This is a genomic window from Pseudoalteromonas obscura (genome assembly GCF_030135505.1).
Taxonomy (GTDB): domain Bacteria; phylum Pseudomonadota; class Gammaproteobacteria; order Enterobacterales; family Alteromonadaceae; genus Pseudoalteromonas; species Pseudoalteromonas obscura.
This window is the reverse complement of sequence record NZ_JASJUT010000001.1, coordinates 112,082-125,062: the sequence shown is the minus strand read 5'-3', so window position 1 is coordinate 125,062 and position 12,981 is coordinate 112,082. Positions and strand designations below refer to the sequence as shown.

The following is a 12,981-nucleotide window of genomic DNA, read 5'->3' as shown; positions in this document are numbered from 1 at the left end:
AAATGTGGGTAATATGCGCGCCAAATTATAATATTATTGATTTGGAGCAGTAAATGGGACAAACTTTGAAAGTACCACACACGCTCGTGCTGTTGCTCGGCATGATGGTGGTGGCCTTGTTAGCCACATGGGTGGTGCCTCAGGGCTTTTTTGAGACTAGCGTTACCGACAGCGGCAGACAAATGGTGGTCGCAGGTACGTACCAACTTGTTGAGCAAAAAGAGTTTCTTACTCCGTGGGATCTCCTCACTGCAATTCCTAAAGCGTTCGCACAAGCCCAAGATGTTATTTTCTTCGTATTAATTGTAGGTGGTGTACTAAGTATTGCGCGTGCAACAGGTACAGTTGATGCGTTGATCGGACGTCTGCTTGAAAAACACGGTACTAAACCACAACGTTTGATTTTTATGGTTGTATTCTGCTTTGCCTTAGCGTCTAGCACGATAGGCACAGCTGGCGAATATATCCCTTTTGTACTGATTTTGGTTGCACTTTGTAAAGCGATGAAACTAGATGCCATGACGGCAGTTGGTATGATCGTAGCCGGTTATGGTATTGGTTACGGTGTATCCGCATTTAATCCATTTACGGTGTTAATTGCACAACAAATTGCTGATATTCCAGTTTACTCTGGCATTGAATTAAGATTGGCTATATTTGTCCCCTTCGTGCTAATCGGTTTCCACCATGTATGGAGCTACGCTAAAAAAGTTTCAAACGATCCTAGCCAGTCCATGATGATTGGTGTGCCGTGCCCGCTAGAAGGGCAAGCAAAACCTAACTATCCAAAGTTGAATAAGCGTCATCAAACGGTTTTATTTAGCTTTATCATCACGCTGTGTATTGCTGTGTGGGGTATTGCGACGAAAGGTTGGTATTTATATGAGCTAGGCGGTTTGTTTGTTGCCTGGGGTGTTGTTATTGCAATTATTGGTAAACTATCAGCAGATGAAACGGCAGAGCGTTTTATTGATGGTGTATCAGAGCTTGTGACAACGGCTGTATTAATCGGTGTAGCGCGTGGTATTGCGTTGATTCTAGAAGACGGGCAGATTTTACACACATTGGTATATAGTCTTTCTTCACCACTGTCTCATGTTGCTGCAGAGATTTCAGCTGTAGGCATGTTAGTGATTCAAACTTTCTTGAATACCTTTATTCCATCAGGCTCAGGTCAAGCATATGTGACTATGCCATTAATGGTCCCGGTTGGGGACTTGGTAGGTGTACCAAGGCAAGTTGCAGTATTGGCGTACCAGTTTGGTGATGGTTTCTCTAATATGATTATCCCGACTAATGCAGTATTAATGGGTATTCTGGGCATGGCTGGGGTACCTTATACACATTGGTTCAGGTTCTGTTTGCCATTGATTGGTAAGCTATTATTAGCTGCGTCTGTTGTTTTAGTCCTTGCTGTTAGCTTCGGTTACGGGCTAGATGTTCAGCCAATTATTGAATAAACTAGACTTTTAGTTACAAAAAGCCGTCTTTAATAGACGGCTTTTTTGTTTTTTTAAATGGCATTTTTATGTCAGACATAATATTGTCTGTGTCTATAAGTGGTAAAGCTGGAATAAAAGTGTTGAGATATTGTTGATTATATATTTCTGATTCTTGTTATTGATATTTTATTGATCTATCTTCATATTCCTAAATGGTGATTAATTATCATTGCTAGTTGAATTCATTCCGGTTCATATTAATAACTATAATTATTACAAGATTGTTAAACGATGACGCTATCATTCAGTACTTTTTATAATTTGCCAAGCAGCGAAGCCCGCTATGAATTGGCATTAAACTTGATTTACGAGAAGTTTCAGCCTGCTCATTGTTTAATTGGTAAATTCATTGACTCAGATACGCGAGTAAAAACCGTGGCTTATTCAGTCAATGGAGAAAAGTCCAACTACATCATATATGATTTAGAAGGGACGCCTTGTAAAGACGCTAAAGACAGCCAAAGTGTTTGTTCTATTAGTTGTAATTTACAACAGATGTATGCTGAAGACGAAATATTAAAGATATTCGATATAGATGGTTACCTGGGCGTGACCTTACGTGCGCTAGATCATACTCCAATCGGTATTATGGTGTGTCTTTTCGACGAAAAAATAGAGATATCTAGTGACGATAAACACTGGTTTAGGGAACTAAGTTTACTAGTGGGCGCTGAGCTGAATCACAATTTAGAGCTAAGCGCGCAGGAAATTCTAGTTAGGCAGTTGGCAAAAGGGGAGCGTATTGCGAGACTAAGTTCATGGTCTTGGAATATCAGCAGGAATATACATAGCTTTAGCCAAGAAATGCAAACCTTGATAAATCTACCTGATCAGGAAATTGGATTTGAAGTATTTTGCGATAGCCTGAAAGAAAAAGACCAAAAGTCACTTCGTGTTTTAATGCAAAAAATCCGCAATGGACAAATAAGTCATATCGATATAAATGTCTCTCACAGTGACAGAAGCCAATTCAAAGGACTTTTTCGAGTTATCGGGCATGTTGAACGCTCAGATGAGCAAGAAGATGAGCGTATTTTCTGCGCGTCGGTGCAGGACATTTCGTATATCTATGCACTGAACAAGCAATTAGAGCTTACCAATGTCGTATTTGAACACGCTACTGAGGCCATCATGATAACCGATCACAAAAATCGAGTTGTGATGGTAAATAGAGCATTTGAACGGTTGACTGGATACTCAGATACTGAACTACTTGGCAGAAACCCGTCAGTGCTTTCTTCGGGGAAACACAGCTCTGAATTTTACGACAAAATGTGGACAAAGCTATGTAAAGAAGGCACTTGGAAAGGTGAGATTTATAACCGTAGAAAAAACGGTCAAATCTTCCCCGAAGAGCTAACGTTGAATATAGTACGCGACGAAGAAGGTGATATCGTCAACTATGTGGCCATCTTTCGCGACATCACGGACTGGAAGAGAAATGAAGCGCAGCTCACATTTTATGCAAACCATGAGCCGTTGACAGCCCTTATTAATCGTCGATGCTTTATGGATATTTTGGAAACCAGAATTTCGCAAACTCGAAGCACTTTGCAGCCTTGTTCATTGCTCTTTATTGGCCTTGACCATTTTAAAGAAGTGAATGACATTTATGGCCCCGAAATAGGCGATAAAGTACTCATATCGGTCGCAAAGCGGCTCAAAAATGGGCTAAGAAGGGCTGATACCATTTCTCGTTACGGCGGGGATGAATTTGCAATATTACTAGATGCAACAAACCAACAAAGTGCTCATGATATCGCCTCAAAACTATGCGATAAACTCAAACAACCCTATGTGTTTAATGAACTAACAATTGAGCTGACAGCCAGCGTAGGGGTTGCTCAATTGGATTGCAAATCACGAGTGACTGCGGCGAAATTTATCCGAAATGCAGCACACGCATTGGAAAGTGCTAAAAAGACTAACAGAGGGTCTGTTGCGCTGCATAACCAAGCAATCCAAAATGCTTATCTCAATAAAATCGCTCTGAGGGACAAGCTAAGACATGCAATCAAATATGAATTGTTAAGTGTCTACTATCAGCCAATCGTCGATCAATCGAGTGGTAGAATTGTTAAGTTTGAGGCGTTAGTGCGTTGGTTTGATGAAGAGCAGGGCATGATCTCACCTGGCGCCTTTATTCCCATTGCTGAAGAGTTCGGCTTGATACAACAGATCGGCCAGTTTGTATTAGAACGCGCTTGTATGGATTTAAAAAAGGTGCAATCCGTCGGGTATACAGATATCAGTATTTCTGTAAACAGATCAGTTAATGAGTTTAAGGTCAGTAACAATCAGTTTGACCTGATCTCGGAAGCAATTGAAAAATATGATATCCCATATAGCAGCATTACGGTTGAAGTGACTGAGTCTATGGCCACAAACCATTACACGTGGCAACTGCTGAGGGATTTAAGGGGTAAAGGCGTAAAAATTGCGCTAGATGATTTTTGTACAGGCTATTCTTCACTAAGTCACTTGATAGAAAACCAAGTAGATTACTTAAAAATAGACAAGTCTTTTGTTGACAGTTTGCTGCAAGATAAAAGTAAGCAAATAATGATTTCATGCTTGGTTGAAATGGCAAAACAGCTTGGCATAAAAGTCATCGCTGAGGGTGTTGAGTCAGAGACCCAGCTAAACGTATTAAATGATCTTGGTTGTGATCACATACAAGGTTACTACTACAGTCCAGCTAGGCCCATAGGGGCTTGTATTCAATTACTTGAAGAGTTCAACAGTGAAAAAAAAGCTGATTATGAATTATCTGCCGTGAAGGAAAGTAGAATATAATGAGTAAAAAGCCACCTAGTAGGTGGCTTTTCTATATCAAAGATGAGACTTCAAAATATCGTAGAACGCCACTATGTGGTCATCTCTATCATTGAGCGCAGGGATATAGTCGTATTGCTCACCGCCAGCTTCAATGAAATATTCGCGGTTTTCTTCCTCAAGTTCTTCGAGCGTTTCTAAACAGTCTGCACTAAATGCAGGACTTAATATCGCTACATGTTTTGTACCTGACTGTGCTAGTTCTTTCAAAGTGAAGTCGGTATACGGTTTTAGCCATTCAGCGCGCCCAAAGCGGCTTTGAAATGTTGTCATAACTTTATCCGTATCTAACCCCAACTTAGACACTACGGCATTAGTGGTGGCGTGGCAAAAACAATGATATGGGTCGCCATCTGTTAGAAACTTCTTTGGGGTTCCGTGGTATGAAAATAAGATTTTTTCTGGCGTGGGGTTATTATCAAGATACTCTTGTACAGAGTTACTCAATGCTTCGATATACTTTGCATTACCGTGATAACCGCTTACAAAATGCAATTCGGGTACCCAGCGCCATTTAGTAAGTACACGAGAGATAGCGTCATACGTCGACCCTGTTGTTGCACTCGAATATTGTGGGTACAACGGTAATACGACGATTTTAGTGATACCTTGTTCACGCAATGCTTCTAGGCCCGCTTCAATAGATGGGTTGCCATAACGCATGGCCATAACGACTTCTACATCATCATGATTATGTTTTGCTAGGTATTCTCGCAATTTTTGACATTGCTTTTTAGTTATGTCGATTAAGGGAGACCCTTGTTCGGTCCAAATGCTTTGATAAGCCTTAGCTGACTTGCTTGGTCTGACCCTTAGAATTATGCCATGCAGTATCAACATCCAAATGAATCTAGGGATTTCTACAATGCGCGGATCGGAGAGAAACTCTCGTAAATACACTCTAAGTGCTTTTGCAGTAGCGGCATCTGGGCTGCCTAAGTTGGTAACTAATACACCGACTCTGTTGTTAAATCGATTTTCATGGGGGTTATCAGTAATTGCTGAAAATCTGGACACTTAGCGCTCCTTGATGGCATTTTTATACGGGCAATATTTTACAGTAAAGAGTATACGTACAAAATCAATATTTAGATCTAACTTGTATATTTTTAACTTATATCATGCTTATACGTCTTAAAATTGTAGCGATATGATGAAAATAAGTTGCTTAAACGCGATAGAAGTCGTATGTTCCACTATCCAGCGTCGAGTTTTAATGTAATTTGCAGAGAGTTTTAGTTAAATGCGGGTTAATCAACCAGTTACAAATCGTGAACAGCGATTTGCACCAGAAGATAAACTCATTTCAGTCACTGATTTAAAAGGAATAATTACTGACTGTAATGAGCACTTCGAGAATATAAGCGGCTATTCAAAAGAAGAACTAATAGGCCAGCCGCATAATTTAGTTAGGCATCCTGATATGCCTGAACTTGCTTTTAAAACTATGTGGACCCAGCTTAAGGCTGGTAAGCCTTGGATGGGCATGGTTAAAAACCGTTGTAAGAACGGTGACTTTTATTGGGTTGATGCGTATGTAACCCCAATGACAGAAAATGGCCAAGTGATTGGCTATGAGTCTGTTCGAACTTGTCCAAGCCGAGAAAATATTGCGCGAGCTGAAGCGCTTTATGGCTCGATTCAAAGTGGTGGCAAAAGTAATTTTAAATTGCCAAAGCTTAGAACCATCTGGCCAATTGCTGCGTTTGCAAGTGCTTTAGGGTTGTATGCATTCGGCTCTGAGACTTCTGCATTTGCTTGGTTGATGGTGAATAGCGTCGCTATTTTTGGTTACAACCGATACCGAGACCATGAACAGTTAGAGCGAATAAACCAAATCCTAAAGCATAGTTTTTGTGATGAAGTGTCTAAACAGGTTTATTCTCCATGGCAGGGTAAAATGGCCGAACTGCACGTGAAGCTACTAAGTGAGCACGCTCATTTGGATACTGTGATCACGCGAATTGAACATGCTTCTAAACAAGTTACATTCGGCGCAGGACAAACTGCTGATAAGAGTCGTTCGACCACTGAACAGTTAACTCAACAACAGCAAGAAACGGAACTAGTTGCCACAGCCATGAATGAAATGGCTGCAACTATTCATGAAGTCTCACAAAATGTGCAATCGACATCTGCGGATGCAACTGACGCCCTTGAGTTGGCGAAAGAGGGAGCAAAAAGTTCAGAGGAAACTAAGACATCAATAGAAAGTCTAGGTTCAACGGTTATCGATATTAAAGACTCTGTTTTAGGGGTTGCTAGGCAAACGAGTAAAATCGCAGATGCAGCTCAAATTATTGAACAGATTGCAGAGCAAACCAATTTATTAGCCCTAAACGCTGCGATTGAAGCTGCAAGAGCCGGCGAGCAAGGTCGAGGGTTTGCTGTTGTAGCTGATGAAGTAAGACACTTAGCGCAACGCACGCAGGAGTCGACAAAAGAGATCCACGCCATTATTGATGAGTTGACACAAAGCACCCAAGAGTCAGAGGTGATTGCTCAACGTGGTGAAACTGAATCCCAACTTGGTATTGAAAAACTGAACGCTTCAACACAAAAAATAGAGCATATTTACTCTTTGATAGAGACTATGAGTGTGAACAGCATGCAGATAGCGGCCGCGGTTGAAGAGCAGGCTACCGTTTCGGAAGACATTAACAAGCAGGTGGTGAACATAGCTTCATTGGCTAACTCTAGCGTTACTAGCTCGTTAGAAAGCCAAGAGATCAGCGAGGAGCTAACACGCGTTGCTAATGATATGCATGAATTAGTGGTAAGATTCAAAAGATAACTGAATTTTCATAAAGGGCCTAGACGGCCCTTTCATAGATACTATAAAGAACACATCATACGTGGGTTTGAGCTAACAGTATTCAGCTTTTATTGTGTGTTTTATATATTTTTTACCGAAAGTGGTGCTTCTTTGCTGCTGTGTGACGTTCTTCTAATGGGCTTTTTCCTTAAAACACGTTCAAACACAATAGCAGTTGCTGCCATTTTATAAATGATATTTAGTGGGGTAGTGGATAGTCTAAGTTTAGTTGGGCCTAACCTAATTCATAAATGTTAGGCTCCAGGTTACGAGCGCCAGCTAGAGCTTTCTTTTAACACCTGATTTTGCGCGCTCTTTAATATTAGTTTGAATATAGATTTGGTCTGTTGTTGCAATTTTTGAGTGACCTAAATCTTCTGACAAATGCTTTAACGGTCTAGTCTGCGCATCGTGGGTTGCGCCAGTATGCCTTAGCCAATGGCTGGTTGCTGCTTCTAAGTTTTCAGACTCTTCGCTAAAGCCATCTTGTTTGAGTTTATCAATGGCCAAATCAAAGCTTTCTTGAACAATTCGTCTTAGCTGACGTACATTCATGCCTCCTTGCCCTCTCAATTTGTGAATGATGGGGTGAGGTTCATCGACACGGGGCAGGGAAGTGAGGCCGCGGGATTGACGATAACGTTTCAAATACTCAACAAATTCATCACTAAGCGTGACATCGCGTAGTTTATTTCCCTTACCCATAATTCTTAAAAACCAGAAGCCGTCCTGATCTTGCCAAAAATGACTCATGACTGGAGACCACTGAGGTCGCTCTGAAAGCTCAGAAATCCTCAGATATAACCCTTTTAAGCATGCGAGTGTAAATAGATTTCTTTCCAGCTTTGGGTTTTCCTCACACAGATCTTTCGTTACGCCAAACACATATTCCCACTGAAGATCGCTGAGTGTATCTGGTAACTTTATTTGTGATTGTACAACCAAATAAGGGCAATTCTTTTTTACCACAGGGACAAAATTTGCAAAGGATTTCTCCTCTAATATCGCAAACTTGTAAAATACGTTTAGGGCTGTGAACATAGAAGCAAGTGTTTGTTGGCTAACACCGTTTTCCTTGTGAACAAATGGCCGCCAATTGGGGTTAACTTGCCGCGTACCCTGGTGATTTTTAAAGCGCCACTGCACCGAGTCTGCAAGCCATGTTTTATCAGGTTCAACAACAAAGTCCACGTATGCCTCAATGTCTTCACGTTTAAGCTCAAAGACAGACTTTTCTTGGACTAACCAGCTCCAAAGGTGGAAACGTTCGATTTCATTCCTAAAGCGGTTGAATGTTGCTTCAGACTTTCGGCCATACACATAAAGAAACTGATACAAAAACTTCAGTTCGTCTAAACATATCTGATCACCAAGTCGGTTGCTATTTAAAAACTCAGACATAGCAGGGTATTCGCTATGTAATGTTTCGTCATCCAAATGTGCAATGAGATACCTAAGTTGTCTTAATGTATCGACTAGCGGCGTCATATATTGTTGATCCAATCGGCATGTTTGTAGCAAATTATATGTATATTTATTCAGTATTGTCTAGCACTGATTGTACCGAATTAGGTTGTTGATCTTTAAGGCGTGTCGACTGCCAACACAAAAGTGAGCCGATTGTGACTGAGACAACCCCAAGCCAAAACCCTTGCTGTAAATTGACACCTAAAATTAAGGCTGCAAACACACCTGAGAAAACAGGCGTAAAGTAAGAAATTGCAGCAAGTAAAATCATATTCCCACCGATAATGGCCTTATTCCATAGCCCATAGCCCAAGGCCATTCCTCCGCCCGCTAGTGCTAATAAAAATACGCTGCTAAATGAAAAACCGGAGGCAAACCCCGCGTCGAATAAATGCCATTTAAGCCACAATGTGCAAGCGGTAAATATAAAAAACAGGCTGATTGCATTTTCACCGTTGGCCATCGACTTGGTTAGATTACAATATACGGCCCAAATGATTGCGCCGCTAAATGCAAGAAAGAAAGCAAGTGGATTGCTAATGACGTTTGCTAACACACCATTGAACAAGTAACTTAAATCACCAGATACGACCAAACATACACCGGTGAAAGCCAAAAGGCTGCCAGGAACAAGTAATATCGGTTTGGCATTAGCTTGTTTACTTAGTAGCGCACCAATTATGGTAAAAAGTGGCCATAAGTAGTTGACGATTAGCACTTGGGCGGACTGGGTTCTAGAATTGGCAAAGCCAAGAGAAAGGGATAAACATAGTTCGTAGCAAACAAACAGTGTGCCGCCTATGACTATATAACGTTTGGGATAGTTTTTGATTTTTGGCAGGCCCGAAAACGCGACTAGAAAGAGTGCTGCATATGAGTACACAAGTGCGGCTCCTCCAATTGGCCCAAAGTCTTCGCTAACAATACGTACGACATGCAATACAGCGCTCCATAGTAGCACGGCGAGTACACCAAATACTGTAAACTTGACCTGAGTTTGCAAATTTTAGGCTCCACAAAAAACGAACAATTATATAGAGTCTGCTGTTTCATGCATCATATTTAGTCAATAAATAGGCTTAAAAAACAAATAAATTATCTTTTCTTCGTTAAACTTAAAAATCCATAACTATGATAAAGATTATTCAGGTTGTAATTTGAGAAATGGTGAACAACAGTGCTGGAACAAATAGGTCTAGGCGGGAGCTGCTATTGGTGTACTGAAGCTATATTTTGCTCATTGACTGGAGTGAAAAACGTACAGCAGGGTTGGTTGAATAGCTTCGATGATCAGGCATGGTTTTCTGAGGGAATTTTACTGCAGTTTGACACCCAATTAATTAGGTTAGATGAGCTGATTGAAATTCACTTGAACACCCACAGTGCTACATCAAACCATAGTCGTCGGGATAAATATCGTAGTGCGGTTTATTGTGAGAGTATGGCAAAAATTGAGGAAGCAAAATCTATTATAGCTCGTTTACAAGACGATTTTGACAAAGCGATAATTACACAACCGCTACTACTAAACGAATTCAGCTTATCTCCAGAGCAATACCAAAATTACTACTACAGCGATCCGACAAAACCGTTTTGTCAAAATCAAATAACACCCAAGTTACTTAAGTTGATAGAGCAATTCAATGACAAAGTCGACCATAAAATCATCAATAAAGCGCTAGATAAGTAAATATTCTATTTATGAGAATTTTAAGATTTAAAATCCCGTAATTATCTATACATACATTCTTATAATTAGAAAGGTTAGTGTGAATCTTGTTCAGGTTGAATATCAAAACATTATTAGATTTAAATTATGTTAAATTGATATTTTTATTATTTATTTCAGGGGTTGTTGGTGCGGTTTTTAAAAAGAGTCAGTAAAAACCCAATCAAGGAAATAAACAAGACTGGGTTTTGTTGTTACCCTGACATCACCTCTTATTAGGGAAGGGCAGCTCGCTTTATTTAGTTATTTAACCCTAACCATGATTTTCGTGAAAATGTTCACCATGTTGATGGTGCCAGTGACCATCATGATTGTATTCAACGCGCCCTTGCTCAATTCGCCGTTTGTGACCACTGTCTAATCCATGCCCGTGTTTGTGCTTGTTATGTACTTTGACTTTCGCTTCATGAACTTCACCTGCATGGATGTGATGGTCATGACCGCTATGATTATAGTCAAAATGATCTCCATGCCACTCAGCGGCATGACCGCAGTTGTATCCATGTTTATGTTCATGCTTATCATGCGACTTATGTTCATCAGCGATTGCTAAGCCACTCAAACTTAGCGATAGAACCAAAATAATTTCCTTCATAGAGTTTCTCCGATTGTGAGTATCAGATACTAAACTAGAATGAAATTAACATTTTAGCAACCTTGTTTGCGTGCTGAAGAAAGCTAAGGACTGTATATATGTTTTTTAACATATGCATTGTGCCAATTAACAGTAGCAAGGAGCATTACATAATTGCTTTGGGAGTACAATCTCTTGATTCTCTAGCATTGGCTTACGGTAGAGTTGTAACTACAATAAACATTAATCCTTCAATTCTTGATTCTGGAGATTTTACCTTAAACAAGATTCAGCGTTGCCAGCAACAGCTAAAATGCAAGCCATATTAGATATTAACCCTTTTGCTAGACATATAGTAAATATAGAAGGGTCAGCAGAGGAGGTAATATAAAAATACAAGATTAGCTATGAATAAATAACAATATTTCGAGTGTTTATTGCTAATTTTTACATTTTTTATGAAAAGGAATTTAATAAATTATGGGATTTAATTAGATAGCATTGTTTATATCTATTCTTTAGCCTAGCAAAGAATGCACTCACTAAGTAAGTGCATTGGGTGTAATCAAATGTTGCTTAGTTTACTCTTAAAATTTCATAAAGCGGGTAAAGTGTATTTTCCGTATCATGGCACTTATTTGAGTAACGTTCGCCGTTGTCAGACTTATATACAACAGTCTTGCCGGACTTCATTGCGTAAAACATGATGCCAAGAAATTCGTAAAATTTCGGATGAGTTGGCTTAAGTTCAATTGTTTCATGTCTGTCAGGCCAAATCCAAACAGAACCACTAGATTGCAAACTGATACTGTCAATTTTGTCAGAGCAAGTTACTTGTTTCGCTTGTACAAAGCTCGTCATTAATAAAAGAGATAGTAGAGCTATTTTTTTCATTTTTGATATCCTTATTTATTGTTCAAAAGCACCGTAATAAGTGCATAGATAACATACAACTTCTGTATGACAGTTCAGTATAATAAAATTTAAGAAACATAATTCTATTTGTGACTAGGTCAATAATTTTGAAGCAATTTATGAAGATATTTGTATCTTATTATTTTATTAATTTCATATGTATAATTTAATTTATGATGATGGGGTAATCTTCAATTCTGGGCTATTTTATGCGGAAATATTAATGGTGATCACAAGTTAACAAACTATAATCTTTTGATTGGTAGATAAAATATCGGTGCACGAAACTTAACTTGACTGGGAGCACCTGCTACTACTGAAATTTATACAAGGATATACATTAATTATTCTGTAATTTTAAGCGCTTACCTATCAAACCACCTGATTTTCTAGCCTTTACTCTGGTCACATTGTCGATACGTTTTTAAATATAATTCGCAGGTATATGGCCAATATTCCTAAACCAAAAATAGGAAGTATTTGATGCGGTGGGTAATTATTGTGCTAAGGCAGCGTTAAGCAGTTTGTTTATCTAAGTACTTGTAAGCCCCCAACACGTCACAGGTAACATATGGGCTAACCACATACTCATATATTGATAGAGTTTGCCGCTATCTTGGTTGAGTCACTTCATGACCCAATAGAATTTGCATTGGCACTAGGCTGAGCTAGATTTATATCGGACTTTATAAACAGAAGGAATAGACACATGTCTTGCTCACAATCCCACAAACATGCTGATCACCATACTCACGGCCCAAACTGTGGACACACCGCAATTCGACATGGCGGTCATGTCGACTATTTAGTTGAAGGGAAACTGCACCACCCACATGGCGATCATTGCGATGAGCACGTGATTGAAGTTAACGATGCTAACCCAAATGAATGCAATCATGCTGTTTCAGGAAATGGTCATGTTCATGGCCCAGGATGCGGCCATGAAGCAATTCAACATGGCGATCACGTTGATTATCTCGTGAATGGTCGCCTGCAACATCAACATGGTGATCACTGTGATGATCACGGTCCCGTTGAGTTAGCTTAAGTTTTTTGAGTCTCGATCACGCCATTGAGGCTCAAAATCAATCTGGTGTTATGTAATAGTGGCGTAATGGGAAACGCCCACCTCGTGCAATATGCT

General features: G+C 39.8%; 10 protein-coding genes. 5 read left to right on the top strand and 5 right to left on the bottom strand.

The window, feature by feature from the left end; translation table 11 throughout:
* Window positions 1–53: 53 nt before the first annotated feature.
* Together QNM18_RS00605 and QNM18_RS00600 are read left to right on the top strand one after the other, a co-directional pair.
* Window positions 54–1,460 carry a YfcC family protein gene (locus tag QNM18_RS00605; protein WP_211012156.1) on the top strand — a complete coding sequence of 469 codons (1,407 nt, stop codon included), beginning with the start codon at window positions 54–56 and terminating at the stop codon, window positions 1,458–1,460.
* A 273-nt stretch (window positions 1,461–1,733) separates the two neighbouring features.
* Window positions 1,734–4,298, top strand: coding sequence for a putative bifunctional diguanylate cyclase/phosphodiesterase (locus tag QNM18_RS00600; protein ID WP_211012155.1), 2,565 nt, complete (start codon window positions 1,734–1,736; stop codon window positions 4,296–4,298).
* Window positions 4,299–4,334: 36 nt separating this feature from the next.
* Here the strand turns inward: QNM18_RS00600 and hemH are convergent, their stop codons facing one another.
* Window positions 4,335–5,354, bottom strand: a complete 1,020-nt coding sequence (gene hemH, locus QNM18_RS00595) for a ferrochelatase (RefSeq protein WP_284136008.1) — start codon at window positions 5,352–5,354, stop codon at window positions 4,335–4,337.
* Between the two features lie 226 nt (window positions 5,355–5,580).
* Here hemH and QNM18_RS00590 point away from each other — a divergent pair, with 226 nt between their 5' ends.
* Complete coding sequence (locus QNM18_RS00590) at window positions 5,581–7,131, top strand: methyl-accepting chemotaxis protein (RefSeq protein WP_211012153.1); 1,551 nt, start codon at window positions 5,581–5,583, stop codon at window positions 7,129–7,131.
* A gap of 300 nt (window positions 7,132–7,431) precedes the next feature.
* Here QNM18_RS00590 and QNM18_RS00585 read toward each other — a convergent pair whose 3' ends face one another.
* Window positions 7,432–8,640 carry a tyrosine-type recombinase/integrase gene (locus QNM18_RS00585; protein ID WP_284136007.1) on the bottom strand — a complete coding sequence of 403 codons (1,209 nt, stop codon included), beginning with the start codon at window positions 8,638–8,640 and terminating at the stop codon, window positions 7,432–7,434.
* Window positions 8,641–8,686: 46 nt separating this feature from the next.
* Window positions 8,687–9,622, bottom strand: coding sequence for an aromatic amino acid DMT transporter YddG (gene yddG, locus QNM18_RS00580; protein ID WP_284136006.1), 936 nt, complete (start codon window positions 9,620–9,622; stop codon window positions 8,687–8,689).
* A 174-nt stretch (window positions 9,623–9,796) separates the two neighbouring features.
* Here yddG and QNM18_RS00575 point away from each other — a divergent pair, with 174 nt between their 5' ends.
* A complete protein-coding gene (locus tag QNM18_RS00575; protein ID WP_284136005.1) occupies window positions 9,797–10,309 on the top strand; it encodes a peptide-methionine (S)-S-oxide reductase in 513 nt (170 codons plus the stop codon).
* Window positions 10,310–10,601: 292 nt separating this feature from the next.
* Here QNM18_RS00575 and QNM18_RS00570 read toward each other — a convergent pair whose 3' ends face one another.
* On the bottom strand, window positions 10,602–10,943 hold the full coding sequence (locus tag QNM18_RS00570; protein ID WP_284136004.1) for a hypothetical protein: 342 nt from the start codon (window positions 10,941–10,943) through the stop codon (window positions 10,602–10,604).
* A gap of 555 nt (window positions 10,944–11,498) precedes the next feature.
* Window positions 11,499–11,816: a hypothetical protein gene (locus tag QNM18_RS00565; protein WP_211012149.1), complete on the bottom strand. Its 318-nt coding sequence runs from the start codon at window positions 11,814–11,816 to the stop codon at window positions 11,499–11,501.
* Between the two features lie 730 nt (window positions 11,817–12,546).
* Here QNM18_RS00565 and QNM18_RS00560 point away from each other — a divergent pair.
* Window positions 12,547–12,885, top strand: coding sequence for a hypothetical protein (locus tag QNM18_RS00560; RefSeq protein WP_023398774.1), 339 nt, complete (start codon window positions 12,547–12,549; stop codon window positions 12,883–12,885).
* Window positions 12,886–12,981: the final 96 nt, after the last annotated feature.

Coding starts and splice junctions, on each gene's coding strand:
- QNM18_RS00605 (WP_211012156.1), top strand. CDS start 54: ATGGGACAAACTTTGAAAGTACCACACACGCTCGTGCTGTTGCTCGGC.
- QNM18_RS00565 (WP_211012149.1), bottom strand. CDS start 11,816: ATGAAAAAAATAGCTCTACTATCTCTTTTATTAATGACGAGCTTTGTA.
- QNM18_RS00600 (WP_211012155.1), top strand. CDS start 1,734: ATGACGCTATCATTCAGTACTTTTTATAATTTGCCAAGCAGCGAAGCC.
- QNM18_RS00585 (WP_284136007.1), bottom strand. CDS start 8,640: ATGACGCCGCTAGTCGATACATTAAGACAACTTAGGTATCTCATTGCA.
- QNM18_RS00560 (WP_023398774.1), top strand. CDS start 12,547: ATGTCTTGCTCACAATCCCACAAACATGCTGATCACCATACTCACGGC.
- QNM18_RS00590 (WP_211012153.1), top strand. CDS start 5,581: ATGCGGGTTAATCAACCAGTTACAAATCGTGAACAGCGATTTGCACCA.
- QNM18_RS00570 (WP_284136004.1), bottom strand. CDS start 10,943: ATGAAGGAAATTATTTTGGTTCTATCGCTAAGTTTGAGTGGCTTAGCA.